Below are 14,464 nucleotides of genomic sequence, written 5' to 3' on the forward strand. Positions count from 1 at the left end.
AGCAAGCAGCAGCTCGTTCTTCTCGGCCTCGGTCAGAACATGAAGCGGCGGTGGCGGCATCCGTAGGGTGAATCAGCCAATCGACCTCCGCGCAACACTTTTCTGCCAACCCCGTGAGCAATTACCCAGCAGCAACCGCGTGTCATAACGCCGCCGGGTGCCGACCAGCTCGCCGCGAAACCACACCGCCTCCTCGACCCCGTCGAGCGCCCGCGTCGCCAGCACCTCCTCGACATGCGCCCGCGCCAGCACGAGCGCCGCCCGCCACCCTTGCGCAAACACCGCATCGCGCCGCCGCAGCACATAAGCCGAAGTCCGGCTCATCCCCACCCGCGCACAAGCCGAACGCACATCGCCCTTGCGAGAAAGATGGTCGAGAAACCGAACCTTGCGCGAGGCATCCCAGGCGTGGAGCGGGGCCGTGACGGGCTCGTCATCATCGGAAGAGTCGGAAGAGTCGGAAGAGGAAGAGAAGATGCGAGGGCCATCGCCCTCGCGCTCCCGGAACCTTTCCGTCGCGCCCGGTTCCGCCGGAGCGCCCGCCTGCTCGCCCGGAATGCCGATGTCGCGCGAGGCAGGAACCCACCCCCGCCCAAACCGAGCCGCCCGTTCCTCCCCCTGCGGGGGAGGGGGAGTCTGGCAAGACGGATGTGCAGGCACATCCTTGGCCGAAGGATGGTGGAGGGGCACAGGCCGATCCCCTGCCCCACCGTCGATACCGAAGTCGCTGGAAAAGTCCGTCATCGTCCACCTCGCGCAAGAGAAAAGCCACGAATGGCCACGACGCAGCGGGAGCGCGCGTCGTGGGGGACGGATTAGTTATCGTAGGTTGGGGGCTGTAGGAAAGTCCCCCGAATTAAGAAAACTGGAAGGCACCATCAGAGACGGGAAATTTCACTTCATTATTTCTGACTGCACCTATAATAATTACCAGCTTTTATACATGAAAAGTTAGCCGAATCCAATGAAGATCGGCAAGTCAAATAAACACCTGTGCTAACACAGCTTGCCGTCACGCTGCTTTGCCCATAAGTGCTAACCGCGGGCACAGTCGATGACGAAAGGCTTTGAAGAGTTTGTTGAGTATGCTGCTGTAATTGCGCATTACTTTGCGCTAACTGTTGATTAAGCTCCCGAGATTGTTGAGCCCGATATGCTTGAGCACCGAGCCACATCTGCACCTCAGATGGGGACATCGCCCACCTAAGCCCGCTTGGTTTTCCATTTTTATCGAAACATTTGACGCTTTTCGAATTGAGCGGTGCATAACGCGGACAGGATTTGTCACCGACCATATAATACTGGCCACCGACAGCCACCGGGGCAGGTTGCGTCGCACATCCGCCTAGCGACCCAATGATTGCCAGCGAAATCCATTTTTTATCCATGATGCCCCCACCATTTGCACGATAACGCATTACGTATCACTACGTTAGGCGAGAAGGCGTACCTTTCAAAGTAATTCGTGGGCTCACGCTTGAGCGCCAACAATAAGAATTCGGGAGCGCGAGGGCGATGGCCCTCGCACTTCTACTTTCTCCTTTCTCCTTTCCCCTTCGCCTGAACCGCCTGTGCCCCTCCACCACCCTTCGGATGGTCCCCCTCCCCGGAACGGCGAGAAATGGGCTACCATTTCGCGCCGAGTTTTGCGATTTCGTCCAGCAGGGCCTGCTTGGAGGGGGTGCGGTCCATCCCGGCATTGCGCGGGAGGTGGGGGATGTTCGCAGCCTTGCGACGCGCGGCGAGGCGCTGGCCGAGTTCGGCCATGTCGATGACGGTTTCGGGGATCGTCCCTTCGCCTTCAGCCGGTGATGTCTTCGACGCCATAATCGCCCATGCTTTCCTCGCGGGTGCGGCGTTCAAGATAGTCCATGTCCGCGTCGGGGTGAAGGGATAGCAGCATGCGGGCCTGATCGATGCGATCGGGGGCGCTGCGCGAGGCGTACTGGCCCATGCGGTCGGCGATGAGGTCTTCGACGCAGATCACGCGAAACAGCGCGGTTTCGCCGACGGGGCGGATCAGGCGCAGGCGGGCGGGTTCGACGTTGCCGTCCATCGGCACTTCGGCGACAACCTCGAAGCCGAGCCGCAGGTCCGGGTGGACCCAGCCTTTCAGCATGGCGCCCGCGCCGCTCGGACGGACGAAGCCGGACCGCAGCATTTCCTCTTCCAGTTCGGGCTGGCGGGTGGTGCAGATGTCGAAGTCGCCAGTGGTGACGGCGCTGTGCGACCAGAACTCCGCCGCCGCGCCGCCGACAAGGATGGGCCTTTGCAGGCCGCGCGCGTGCATGGCTTCGCTGACGCACGCGAAAAGCTGGAGGGCGGCGACGAACTCGGGCCGGTAGCCGGAGTTGCCGTCGCCCTCCCCGCTCACTTCGCCCAGCTTCCCAGCAGGGGCTTGAGGTAGCTTCCGGTGAAGCTGCCTTTCACCTTCACCACCTCTTCGGGCGTGCCTTCGGCGACGATCTGGCCGCCGCGGACGCCGCCTTCGGGGCCCATGTCGATGATCCAGTCGGCGGTCTTGATGACCTCGAGGTTGTGTTCGATCACGACCACCGAGTTGCCCTGGTCGACCAGTCGGTGCAGCACTTCGAGGAGTTTGCGCACGTCTTCGAAGTGGAGGCCGGTGGTGGGTTCGTCGAGGATATACAGCGTCTGGCCGGTGGAGCGGCGGGCGAGTTCCTTGGCCAGTTTCACGCGCTGCGCCTCGCCGCCGGACAGGGTCGTCGCCTGCTGGCCGACCTTGACGTAGCCGAGGCCCACTTCGTTCAGCATGTGCATCTTGTCGCGGATGGGGGGGACGGCCTTGAAGAATTCTTCGGCGTCCTCGATCGTCATGTCGAGCACGTCGGCGATGGACATGCCCTTGAACTTCACTTCCAGCGTTTCGCGGTTGTAGCGTTTGCCGTGGCATTCCTCGCACGTCACGTAGACGTCGGGCAGGAAGTGCATCTCGATCTTGATGAGGCCGTCGCCCTGGCAGGCTTCGCAGCGCCCGCCCTTGACGTTGAAGCTGAAGCGGCCGGGCTTGTAGCCGCGCGCTTCGGATTCGGGGAGGCCGGCGAACCAGTCGCGGATCTGGGTGAAGGCGCCGGTGTAGGTCGCGGGGTTGGAGCGCGGGGTGCGGCCGATCGGGGACTGGTCGATCTCGATCACCTTGTCGCACTTTTCGAGGCCGGTGATCCTGTCGTGCGCGCCCGCGATGACGCGCGCGCCGTTCAATTGACGGGAGGCCCCGGCCTGCAGCGTGTCGATGGTGAGCGAGGACTTGCCCGAGCCGGACACGCCGGTCACGCAGCAGAAGGTGCCGAGCGGGAACTTCGCGGTTACGCCGGTCAGGTTGTTGGCGCGCGCGTTCTCGACGGTGACGAAGTGGCCGTTGCCCTTGCGGCGTTCCTGCGGCACCTCGATCCGGCGGGTGCCGTTGAGGTACTGCGCGGTGAGGCTGTCCTTGCTCTTGAGCACTTGCTTGAGCGTGCCTTCGGCGACCACCTGCCCGCCGTGGACGCCCGCGCCGGGGCCGAGATCGACGAGGTAGTCGGCGGTGCGGATGGCGTCCTCGTCATGCTCCACCACGATCACGGTATTGCCGAGGTCGCGCAGGCGCTTGAGGGTTTCGAGCAGCATGTCGTTGTCGCGCTGGTGCAGGCCGATACTGGGCTCGTCGAGCACGTAGAGCACGCCCGAGAGGCCCGAGCCGATCTGGCTGGCGAGGCGGATGCGCTGGCTCTCGCCGCCCGACAGCGTACCCGAGGTGCGGTCGAGGTTCAGGTAATCCAGCCCGACGTTGTTGAGGAAGCCGAGCCGCTCGTTGATTTCCTTGAGGATGGCCTTGGCGATCTGCTGCTGCTGGTTGGTGAGCTTGCCTTCCAGCTGCCCGAACCACGCAAAGCCGTCCGCCACCGAGAGGCGCGCGGCGTCGGCGATGTCGCTGCCGGCGATCTTGACCGACAGGGCCTCGGGCTTGAGGCGCTTGCCATCGCAGGTCTCGCAGGGCTGCGCGGTCTGGTACTTGCTCAGTTCCTCGCGCATGAAGGCGCTGTCGGTCTGCAGCATGCGGCGGTTGAGGTTGCCGATGACGCCCTCGAACGCCTTGTTGACGGTGTATTCCTTGCGCCCGTCCTTGAAGGTGAGCGGCACGGCCTTGCCGCCGGTGCCGTAGAGGATCACCAGCTTGATCTCGCCGGGCAGTTCGTCCCACGGCGTCGTCAGGTTGAAGCCGAAGTGCGCGGCCAGGCTGGAGAGCACCTGCATGTAGTAGGGGCTGGGCGGGTTGGACTTGGCCCAGGGCACGATGGCGCCCTGCTTGAGCGTCAGGTGCTCGTTCGGCACGACCAGCTGCGGGTCGAACAACAGCTTCTCGCCAAGGCCGTCGCAGGCCGGGCATGCGCCTTGCGGGGCGTTGAACGAGAACAGGCGCGGCTCGATCTCCTCGATGGTGAAGCCGCTGACGGGGCAGGCGAACTTCTCGGAGAAGACGATGCGGTTGGCGGGGAGGCCGGCGTTCTTCATGCCCTTGGTAGCGGCAGCCTGGGCGGCGGGGGCTTCGACAGGCTCAGCCTGAGCGGATTTGGGAGATTTGGATTTATCTCCAACCTCCGCTCGTGCTGAGCTTGTCGAAGCACCTGCACCAAGCTCCGCCACCGTAGTATCCGCAAGGTCCACATAAGCCAGTCCCTCGGCCAGCTTGAGCGCCTGCTCGAAGCTGTCGGCTAGCCGCGTCTGGATGCCCTCCTTCACCGCGATGCGATCGACCACGACCTCGATGTCGTGCTTGTACTTCTTGTCGAGCGCGGGGGCGTCCTCGATCGCGTAGAACTCACCGTCGATGCGCACGCGGGTGTAGCCCGCCTTCTGCCACTCGGCGAGTTCCTTGCGGTATTCGCCCTTGCGGCCACGCACCACCGGGGCGAGCAGGTAGAGGCGCGTGCCTTCGGGCAGCGCCATCACCCGGTCGACCATGTTGGACACCGTCTGCGCCTCGATCGGCAGGCCGGTGGCGGGCGAATAGGGAATGCCCACGCGCGCCCACAACAGGCGCATGTAGTCCCAGATCTCGGTCACCGTCGCCACCGTGGAGCGCGGGTTGCGGCTGGTGGTCTTCTGCTCGATCGAGATGGCGGGGCTGAGGCCGTCGATATGCTCGACGTTCGGCTTCTGCATCATTTCGAGGAACTGGCGCGCATACGCCGAGAGGCTCTCGACATAGCGCCGCTGGCCCTCGGCATAGATCGTGTCGAACGCCAGGCTCGACTTGCCCGAGCCCGAGAGGCCGGTGATGACGATCAGCTTCTCGCGCGGGAGCGCGATGTCGAAGCCCTTGAGGTTGTGCTCGCGCGCGCCGCGCACGGTAATGTGGGTGAGACTCATGAAGGCACATGTTCCAGATTTGTTCGCGCGCTTCAAGGGGGCGCATCGCGGGTTTGCCCATAGATGGGGCGCCGCGCACGGCAGGCAAGTCTCCGAGGTTGCCCATCAATCTGAATGATGGGCCTCCCCCCGAAATTAGTATGACGCAACGGACCTCGTCTCCATGGACACTGGATCGATATTTTATTACGTTATCTCCACTTAGTATTACTGATGCGGGCAACCAAGTATTACGAGGGTCGGGAAGTATGGACGGAGTTCGCGTAGGAAACAGGCTGATAGGCACGCAGTCGCCGGTCACCGTGGGATGGGAGAACGTGCCGCGCGTGGAAGGAGGGCCGGTGAAGCGATTCGTCTTCACCTACTTCCAGCCCGCGGTGCTGATCGCGATCGTCGCGTTCTGGCTCTACGCGCCGGATTCGATCGCCAAGGCATCGACCGCGATCGCCATCGGCATCGGCTTCAAGGTGCTGCTCTACAGCCTGGAATGGGTGAACCCGCGCCATGCCAGCTGGCGCCTGACGTGGAAGGAACTGGTCACCGACCTGTTCTACGTCGGGATCAGCTACACCCTGGTCAAATATGCCGGCAAGCACTTCGGCGACGATGCGATCATCGCCTATGTCCATCACGCCTTCGACTGGGGGAAGCTGGCCTGGTTCAAGGACATGCCGCTGCTGGTGCAGGCGTTCCTGATCTCGTTCATCTTCGATTTCGGCCAGTACTGGATGCATCGCGGCATGCACAACTGGTACCCGCTGTGGCTGACCCATTCGGTGCATCACTACATCACCCAGCTGAACATCAACAAGGGCGCGGTCGGCAACCCGGTGGAGCTGTTCCTGATCGGGCTGGGCATCGGCGGCTTCTTCGACTTCCTGCCGCGTGCCGCGTTGCTGGCGGGCGGGCTCGGCATGGCGATCTCGACCTACCAGCACATCAACGTGCGCTTCAACACCCCGCGCTGGTGGCGCTTCCTGTTCAACACGACCGAGCATCACAGCGTCCACCACTCGCAGGATTTCGAGGCCAGCCGCAGCAACTATTCGGGCACCTATATCTTCATCGACCGCATGTTCGGCACCTGCGTCGATGGCGAGGCCGAGCTGCTGGGCATGGAAGGCGGCCGCCGCATGTCGGTACGCGAGCAGATGACTTATCCCTTCACCGAAGCGTGGAAGACGAGCAAGGCGGCGCTGCAGGCGCGCTTCCAGCCCGCGCCGACCGCCGTGCCCGCCGAATGAGCGGCCCGATGGATGCGCAGGTCGCCGCGACGCCCTTCTATTTCGCCGCGCCTGCGGAGCGCCGCCGCGTGAAGCTGCCCTTCATCGACCGGATCTGGCGCGTGCGCGGCGCGCTGCCGCTGGAGGCGCCGCTGTCCCCGGCCGAGGCGTTCGACCGGCTGGACGACCTGTTCCGCGCGGAAGGCACCACCCGCGAGATCGATGGCGACACGCTGACGTTCGCCAAGAAGGATCCGCTCGCGCAGGACCGCATGGCGATCTACGATCGCGGCACCTTGCGCGTGGCGCCTGCGGAAGGCGGGGCCGAACTGCGCTACGACATGCACAGCCCCTCGCTGCTGTTCTGCTTCGCGCTGCCGTTCCTGTTCCTGGCGATCGCGTGGCTGCTGAAGGAATCGCGCAATCCGGCGTTCGTCTTCGCCGGGATCTTCGCGACGCTTTATGTGGCCGGGCGGATACTGGAGCCCCGGCTGATCCGCGCCGCCTTTCGCAAGCGGCTGGCGGACGAGGATGCGGCGGCCGAAACCTCGGCGGGCTGAATAATCCTGTGCGGCCCGGGTGGGTGCGGGATTCCTACCGTCCGTGCGCCGCCAGCCAGTCCTTCAACGCCTCGTCGATCCGAGACTGCCAGCCTGGTCCTCCGGCGCGGAAATGCGCGATTACCTCGGGCGACAGACGGATCGTCGTGCTCACCTTGGTCGGCGCCTTCTGCGCTCCGCGCCGCCTGATGGTGTTCGCAAGGTCCGGAAAAGCCTCTGCGAACGGCACCGCCTTGGCGAAGTCTTCCTCGGTCCATTCCGGGTTGTCGCTGACGGCGTCCATGTCCGCCTGAGTGTATCGTGCAATGGTCACTGGATCATCCTCCGTTCCCGCGCGCTCGCCGGGCGGGCCGACACGATCGACACGCCTTCGGTGCCGAGCATGACGAAGATCACCACGATCACGCCGTTCATTCGCCCGATCGCCGCATAGCGGCCATCCCTAGCATCGCGGATCATCGCGGAAACGAAGAAGTCTTCGGTCACGTCGGCGAAGTCTATCCCGTGCTTGACGAGATTGGCGCGCCGCTTGGGTTCGTCCCAGACGATGATCATCGCCTTATCGTAGTTACGATTTAATCCGTAATCAAGCGACGATATCGTGTTGTCCCGCGCGAGGAGAAATCAAGCGCTCAGCCGCCGTTCTCCCTGGCTGGCGTTCCAGCCCGCGACCCAGCCGCTGACGTCCTCGTAAGGCATCGGCCGGCAGATGCCGTAGCCCTGCCCGCAAGTGCAGCCCATCTCGACCAGCATCGCCTGGGTCTCCGGGTTCTCCACCCCCTCGGCGACGAGCGGGATGCCCAGGCTCTCGCACAGCACCACCAGCGAGTTGACCAGCGACTGGTCGAACCGGCTCTCGGTGAAGCGCGAGATGTAGGAGCGGTCGATCTTGATCTCGCGCACCGCGAATTCGCGCAAGTAGCCGAACGAGGTGAAGCCCGCGCCGAAATCGTCGATCGAGAGCGAGACGCCGTGGTCGTGCAACTGCTCGATCACCCGCTTCGCCTGCGAGGGATGCGCGATCAGCGCGGTCTCGGTCAGTTCGAGCACGACATGCGCGGGGTCGACGCCGTGCTTGCGGATCGCTTCGACGACGTGACCGACGAAGCCCGGCCGCTCCAGCATCCGCGCCGAGACGTTGATGGCGATGCCCGCCCCGTCCAGCCCCGGCTCCAGCCGCGCGTACTGGCCCAGCACCGTGTCGAGCGTGAGGTAAGTGAAGTCTTCCAGGAGGTGCGACTGCTCGACCGTCTCGATCAGCGCGTCGGCGGGAACCGGCCCGGTATCGGGATGAGTCCAGCGCACCAGTGCCTCGAAGCCGAGCACCCGGCCAGAGGCCATGTTCACTTTGGGCTGCCAGTGCCAGTTGAAGGCCCGCGCGCCCATCGCGTCCTCGATGTCGTGGAGCAGCGTGCGCTCGTCGTGGCGCAGCACCCGGCGCTCCTTGCCGTGGGCGATGACCGCCTTCTCGATCCCGCGCTTGGCCGCGTACATCGCCTCGTCGGCCGCCTCCATCAGGCTGTCGGGGGAGTAGCCCAGCTGCGGGCACAGCGCGATGCCCATCGAACCGCCGACGTAGAGCAGGCGGCCGTCATGGACGATTGGCTGTTCGATCAGCTCGGTCAGCTTGGCGGCGACGGCGATCGCGGCGTCCTCGCCGTCGACGTTCTGCAGCAGCACCGCGAACTCGTCTCCGCCCAGCCGGGCGATGGTGTCCACCTCGCGCAAGTGCTCGCGCAGGCGCCGGCCGATGGTGACGAGCACCGCGTCGCCCGCCGCGTGGCCGAGGCTGTCGTTGATGTCCTTGAAGCGATCGAGGTCGATCATCACCACCCCGAACGGATCGCCGCTGCGCCGCGCCCGCGCGCAGGACTGCGAGAGGCGGTCGGCGAACAGCGTGCGGTTGGGCAGGTCGGTCAGTGGATCGTGGAGCGAACGGTGCGTCAGTTCCTCCTCGGCGCGGCGCATGTCCTGCCGGTACTTGCGCCAGGCCATGCCCTCTTCCACCGAGGCGGCGACCCGCTCGGGCGAGAGCGAGCGCTTGGACAGGAACTCGGTCATGCCCGACTTGATCGAATCCGCCGCGATCTGCTCGTCGACGTGGCCGGTCACGGCGATGATCGGCACGTCGGGATCGATCTCGGCGCGGATCTCGGGCAGCAGGTCGCGCCCGTCCCCGTCCTTGAGGCCGAAGTCGAGGAAGACGATGTCGTAATGCGCCCCGGGATCGCGGATCATGCCCAGCGCCTCGGCCTGGGAACTGGCCTGCTCCACCGTGATGTTGCGCGGCGAGCGGCGCAGCAGCCGCAGCAGCTTCTCGCGATCGACGTCGTCGTCGTCCACGATCAAGGCGTGAATGTCCTGGGTGCCGTTGTGCAGGTTGTCCATGGGAGGAGGGAGTCCTTGCGGTAGGGGAGCGCCGTCAGGGCAGCTCCTGCGTGCGGGCGTACTTGCCGATGAAATCGGCAAGGCGGGCGAACTGCGGGCCGACGGCGGACTTGACCATGTAGCCCGCGACGTGGCCGTCGTAGGCGCGGTTGCGGTCCTGGTCGCGCGCGGACGTGGAGAGCACGAAGACCACCGTGCGCCTGAGGTCCGGGTCGGCGCGCAGGGCGTCGAGGAACTGGAAGCCGTCCATCCCCGGCATGTTGAGGTCGAGCAGCACGATCACCGGCGTCTCGATGTGCTTGTCCGGGTGCCGGCCGTTGAGGATCGCCAGTGCTTCCCCGCCGTCGCCCGCGGTGACCGTGCGGCACGGAACCTCGTGCTTGCGAAAGGAGCGCAGCACCCCTTCGCGGGCGACGTCGTCGTCGTCCACCAGCAGCACGGTGACGTCGTTGAGGCTGGCACGGGGGGCATGGGCGGATCGGGGTGCGACCAGATCAATCATCATCTTCATTCTCTCGCAGCAGTATGCGGGGCCAGTGGACCTCGAACCTGGCGCCGCCGAGGGGGCCCCGGCCCTGGACGGTCACCATGCCTCCATGGGCGTTGATCATGCGGCGCGTGAAGGCGAGCCCGACCCCGTCGCCGTCGGTCCCCGGCGAGGCGCGGTGGAACAGCTTGAAGATGCGATCCTCGTTCTCGGGTGCGATGCCCTGCCCGTCGTCCTCGACCGTGAACACGGAGAAGCGCCCCTCCTCGCGCATGGCGATGCGGATGCGGCCCCGCGTGCCGCCATGGTGCTTGACCGCGTTGGACAGCAGGTTGCGCAGCGAGGTCGAGAGCGGCGCGCGCGGCGCCACGATGTCGCCGCCGCACACGTCCACCTCGACTTCGAAACTGTCCGGGATCGCGGTCAGCTCCAGCGCTTCCTCGACCATCGTGCGCGGATCGATATGCTGCATCTGCGGATCGCGCACCCCGGCGCGGGCATAGCTGAGCAGGTCGTCGATCATCTGTTCCGAGCGCTCGATGCGCTGGGCGATGCGCTCGAAGTTGTGGACCACCTCGTCGGACAGTTCGGTGCCTTCGAGATCCTCGCGGATCCAGCTCACCAGGTCGGCGATGCCGCGCAAGGGGGAGCGCAAGTCGTGGCTGGCGACGTACGTGAACTCCTCAAGCTGCGCATTGGTCTGCTGCAGCGCGCGCTCCGCCCGCTTGCGGTGCGAGATGTCGCTGACGATCCCCATGTAGAGCGGCTGCGCGCTGCTCTCGAACCGGGTCAACGCGATCTCCACCGGGAACTCGCGGCCATGGCGGTGCAGCGCGGTGACGTCGCGGTCACTGCCCATGAGCCGGGACTGGGGCGCCGCAGCATAAGCGGCGATCTGGTCGCCGTGCTTCGAGCGGTACCGTTCGGGCAGCAGCATGTCGAGCGGCTGGCCGATCATCTGCTCCACCTTCCAGCCGAACTGGACCGCCAGCATCGCATTGGCCTGCGCGATCCGCCCCTTGCCGTCGACCACCACCACGCCCAGCGGCAGGGTCTCGAACATCTGGGTGAAGCGGCGCTCGGCGGTGATCTCGCGCGTCATGTTGCGCAAGTAGACGACCGCGCGGTCGCCCTCCTCGCCGGCCACCGGGGCCAGCGTCATCGTCACCGTCGGCCGCGATCCGTCGGCGCCGTGCAGCACCATCTGGCGCGACCAGGTGCCGCGCGTCTCCATCGGCACCTTGAAGAAGATGTCGAACATCTGCCGCAGCGTCTCGGCGTCGTCCTCGCCGAACCACACGAAGAACAGGCTGTTGCGCAGCGCCTCGGCGTCGGGTTCGGCCAGCAGCGCGGCGGCGGTGGCGTTGCCGAAGGAGACGACTCCGGCGGCATCGACGATCAGGGCGGCGATCGGAGCATGGACCAGCGGCGCATGGATGTCCGCAGTCGTCATCGGCGTCGCCAGCATCGCGTGTCCCGTCCTGCAGGAAACGCGGCCCGAGGCGAAGTTGCGCTTCGTCGCGGCGGCGCGCCTCCGGGTGGAGCGCCGGAAGCCGCGTGCCGGCCTCCGTACCTAACGAGAGGTACACCGGCGCGGTTATCGACCTGCGAAGCCGGAGCTAGGGGGCTGCCCCTAGACCCGGCCCTTCGCAACGATTGCAGTGGTTAATGGAGGCTTTTTGCAAGAATGCCCGCGGGGTATTTTGGTGCGTCCCCGGCCCGCGCCGCCAAATCCGCCTAAGGCGGATTTGCAGCCACATGCTCACCGCGCGACGAACTTGCCCGCCTCGCGGTCCTTGCACACCTTCAGGGCGTCGAACACGGTGCCGCTCATGGTGATCCAGATGCCCGGCGCGGCCGACTGGCAGCAGCCGAACGCCATGCCCAGGTTGAACGCCGCATCGCTTTCGGCGAAGCGGGCGGGCTGCATGGCGCCGCACATCACCACCGTCTTGCCTGCGATCGGCGCCAGCACGGCGGCGGTGTCGGTCATCGTGTCGGTGCCGTGGGTGATGACGACGTGGCTTTCCGGAGCCCCGGCGACGGTCGCGGCGATCAGCGCGCGGTCCTCGTCGGTGAGTTCGAGGCTGTCCTTGCGCAGCAGCTCGACGACGCGGAACGGATGCGCCACGCGGGCGGTGGCCAGCAGCTTGCCGATCACGCTTTCGACGATCTGGTATTCGCTGAGCGCATCGAAGTACTGCTTGTCGATGGTGCCGCCGGTGGTGATGACGAGAATGGGTGCCTGGGTCATGAAAACGCCTTAGATCAGGATCGCACGCGAAGAAAGGCGGCTATCGGGGCGCGGGGACGATGGCGGGCATGGCAGGAGTGGGTGGATTGCGGACCTGTCCCGACAGGCTTCGTCATCCTGAACTTGTTTCAGGATCCATCGGGCAGTTAGTGCCGGTCCGTTGTGTCGTAAACTGCCATCTCGGTTTGCGGATCGGGAACCTGAGCTATCGGCTCGATGGACCCTGAAACAAGTTCAGGGTGACGGCGGATTTGGGTGGGTTGCGGTCGTTGCGCAGCGCCCACCCCGTCCGGCTAGGCAGTCCTTCGACAAGCTCAGGACTGCCAAGCCTACCGGCCCTCCCGCAAGCGGGAGGGCGAACACCGCTTTCCCCGCCCGCTTGCGGGAGGGGCAGCGAGACTTACTGAGCCGAAGGCGAAGTTAGTCGCAGCGGGGTGGGCAAAGCGCAACGCCCGCAATGGGGCGCAAACGAAATCACTGCTCTCAGGGAAATCCCCATGAAACCGCCATCGTCAGCCTGAGCCGCAATCCCTTCAGGCGTCTTCCAGGAACGCCAGCAGCCCCCGCTCGTCGCGGCTCATCCAGCGGGTCTTGCGCGGCAGGGTCTCGGGCAAGCCCACCTCGCCTCTGGCGGCCGCGATGACCGCCGGGTGGACGTAGGACTTGCGCACGATCGCCGGCGTGTTGCCAAGACAGTGCGAGACCTCGTCCAGCATCGCCTTGAGCGACAGGCCGGGCTGCGCCCGCAGCATCGCGAAAGCCATCGTGCTCGCCGTCCAGGTGCGGAAATGCTTGGCGGTGAAGCCCTCCCCCGTCGCATCGGCGCCCATCGTCTCGGCGAGGTAGGCGTTGACGTCGTGGCTGTGGACCGGCACCGCCGCGCCATCCTCGCCGACATATTGGAACAAGTGCTGGCCGGGCAGATCCTGCATCTTCCTGACGCACCGCACGAGGCCCGGATCGTCGCAGGCGATCTCCTGCAGCCTGCCCGACTTGCCCTTGAACCGCAGCCGCAGCGTGCCCCGCTCGATCCGGGCATGGCGGCCGCGCAGCGTGGTCGCGCCGAAGCTGCGGTTGGCTTTCGCATAGCACTCGTTGCCGACCCGGATCGCACCGGTATCGAGCAGCGCCACGACCGAGGCGATCGCCCGCTCGCGCGTCAACCCGCGTGAGCTGATGTCGGCGTCGACCCGCGCGCGCAGCACCGGCAGGGCCTCGCCGAAGGGGACGCAGCGGTCGAACTTCATCGCCTCGCGCGATTGCCGCCAGTCGGGGTGATAGCGATACTGCTTGCGCCCGCGCGCGTCGTAGCCGGTGGCCAGCAGGTGAACCCGGGGATCGGGCGAGAACCAGCAGTCGACATAGGCCGGCGGCATGGCGATCGCGTTCAGGCGGTCGATCTCGGCACGATCGGCGATGCGCTTGCCGGCGGGATCGAACCAGGCCCACTTGTCGCCGCGCACGCGCCTGCGGGTGATGCCCGGCACGGTATCGTCGGCGAATTTCAGGCGCGCGGGCGTCTGGCGCATCATCAGCATGAGTCGGTGCTCCTCAGGCGATTCAACGCGCCAGCCGCGATCTGGTTGTCGCGCCAGCCGCGATCCGGTTGTCGCAAACCGGCAGATGGCCGGAAACCGGAACGCGCCAGCGCCGTTGCTTCAGGAAAGAACAACCCGACACAGGAGACGACCATGGCAGACGCACGGATCTTCCGCGACCTCAAGGCCGACCACGACAAGCACCGCAAGCTCCTCGCGCAGCTGGGCGAGACCCAGGGCGCCAGCGACGAACGCAAGGAACTGTTCGAGGCGCTGCGCAAGGAACTGCAGGCCCACGCGGCGGCAGAGGAGGAATCGCTCTACGCGACGATGCTGGGCAACCCGGACTTGCGCGACGAGGCGCGCCACTCGGTTTCCGAACACAAGGAGATCGACGACTTCCTCGGCGAACTGTTCGAGATCGACATGGGCTCGTCGGCCTGGCTGGCGAAGTTCAAGGAGATGCGCCACCGCTACCTCCATCACATCGACGAGGAAGAGGAGGAGATGTTCCCCGAAGCGGCGGACAAACTCTCCGGCGCGGCCGAGAAGAAGCTTGCCGAAGTGTTCGAGCAGCGCAAGCCCGAGGAACTGGCGATCGCCGAGAAGGAATTGCCGGGCGACGCGCGCGAGTGACGGCGACC

Annotated in this window: 14 protein-coding genes; 3 read left to right on the plus strand and 11 right to left on the minus strand. The window is 65.6% G+C overall.

Annotation, left to right across the window (positions count from 1 at the left end; all coding sequences use genetic code 11):
- Window positions 1-72: 72 nt before the first annotated feature.
- From V2S85_RS19345 to uvrA, 4 genes are all read right to left on the minus strand, one after another.
- Window positions 73-744 carry a hypothetical protein gene (locus tag V2S85_RS19345; protein WP_330704456.1) on the minus strand — a complete coding sequence of 224 codons (672 nt, stop codon included), beginning with the start codon at window positions 742-744 and terminating at the stop codon, window positions 73-75.
- Between the two features lie 882 nt (window positions 745-1,626).
- Entirely contained in the window at window positions 1,627-1,827 is a 201-nt protein-coding gene (locus V2S85_RS19350) for a hypothetical protein (RefSeq protein ID WP_330704457.1), read from the minus strand.
- Window positions 1,802-2,374 (minus strand): hypothetical protein, encoded by a 573-nt coding sequence (locus V2S85_RS19355; protein WP_330704458.1) that lies wholly within the window; start codon window positions 2,372-2,374, stop codon window positions 1,802-1,804. Before V2S85_RS19355 ends, V2S85_RS19350 begins: the two co-directional genes overlap by 26 nt.
- On the minus strand, window positions 2,371-5,370 hold the full coding sequence (gene uvrA, locus V2S85_RS19360; protein WP_330704459.1) for an excinuclease ABC subunit UvrA: 3,000 nt from the start codon (window positions 5,368-5,370) through the stop codon (window positions 2,371-2,373). The genes V2S85_RS19355 and uvrA overlap by 4 nt, the downstream gene beginning before the upstream one ends.
- Before the next feature lie 248 nt (window positions 5,371-5,618).
- On the opposite strand from uvrA, the gene V2S85_RS19365 reads away from it, so the two are divergent.
- Window positions 5,619-6,614 (plus strand): sterol desaturase family protein, encoded by a 996-nt coding sequence (locus tag V2S85_RS19365; RefSeq protein WP_330704460.1) that lies wholly within the window; start codon window positions 5,619-5,621, stop codon window positions 6,612-6,614.
- 8 nt (window positions 6,615-6,622) lie between these two features.
- Complete coding sequence (locus V2S85_RS19370; protein ID WP_330704461.1) at window positions 6,623-7,153, plus strand: hypothetical protein; 531 nt, start codon at window positions 6,623-6,625, stop codon at window positions 7,151-7,153.
- 34 nt (window positions 7,154-7,187) lie between these two features.
- Here V2S85_RS19370 and V2S85_RS19375 read toward each other — a convergent pair whose 3' ends face one another.
- The 7 genes from V2S85_RS19375 to V2S85_RS19405 form a co-directional block, all read right to left on the minus strand.
- The gene (locus V2S85_RS19375) at window positions 7,188-7,466 is read right to left on the minus strand and encodes a BrnA antitoxin family protein (RefSeq protein WP_330704462.1); all 279 of its coding nucleotides are present in this window, start codon (window positions 7,464-7,466) and stop codon (window positions 7,188-7,190) included.
- Window positions 7,463-7,708: a BrnT family toxin gene (locus V2S85_RS19380; protein WP_330704463.1), complete on the minus strand. Its 246-nt coding sequence runs from the start codon at window positions 7,706-7,708 to the stop codon at window positions 7,463-7,465. The genes V2S85_RS19375 and V2S85_RS19380 overlap by 4 nt, the downstream gene beginning before the upstream one ends.
- Window positions 7,709-7,777: 69 nt before the next feature.
- Complete coding sequence (locus V2S85_RS19385) at window positions 7,778-9,541, minus strand: GGDEF domain-containing response regulator (RefSeq protein WP_330704464.1); 1,764 nt, start codon at window positions 9,539-9,541, stop codon at window positions 7,778-7,780.
- Between the two features lie 34 nt (window positions 9,542-9,575).
- Window positions 9,576-10,046, minus strand: coding sequence for a response regulator (locus tag V2S85_RS19390; protein ID WP_330704465.1), 471 nt, complete (start codon window positions 10,044-10,046; stop codon window positions 9,576-9,578).
- The gene (locus tag V2S85_RS19395) at window positions 10,036-11,481 is read right to left on the minus strand and encodes a PAS domain S-box protein (RefSeq protein WP_330704466.1); all 1,446 of its coding nucleotides are present in this window, start codon (window positions 11,479-11,481) and stop codon (window positions 10,036-10,038) included. The genes V2S85_RS19390 and V2S85_RS19395 overlap by 11 nt, the downstream gene beginning before the upstream one ends.
- Window positions 11,482-11,790: 309 nt before the next feature.
- Window positions 11,791-12,282: an asparaginase domain-containing protein gene (locus V2S85_RS19400; RefSeq protein ID WP_330704467.1), complete on the minus strand. Its 492-nt coding sequence runs from the start codon at window positions 12,280-12,282 to the stop codon at window positions 11,791-11,793.
- 533 nt (window positions 12,283-12,815) lie between these two features.
- Window positions 12,816-13,820, minus strand: a complete 1,005-nt coding sequence (locus V2S85_RS19405) for a DNA topoisomerase IB (protein WP_330704468.1) — start codon at window positions 13,818-13,820, stop codon at window positions 12,816-12,818.
- 153 nt (window positions 13,821-13,973) lie between these two features.
- On the opposite strand from V2S85_RS19405, the gene V2S85_RS19410 reads away from it, so the two are divergent.
- Window positions 13,974-14,456, plus strand: a complete 483-nt coding sequence (locus tag V2S85_RS19410; protein WP_330704469.1) for a hemerythrin domain-containing protein — start codon at window positions 13,974-13,976, stop codon at window positions 14,454-14,456.
- Window positions 14,457-14,464: the final 8 nt, after the last annotated feature.

The organism is Novosphingobium resinovorum, assembly GCF_036352595.1.
GTDB classification, from domain to species: Bacteria; Pseudomonadota; Alphaproteobacteria; order Sphingomonadales; family Sphingomonadaceae; genus Novosphingobium; species Novosphingobium resinovorum_B.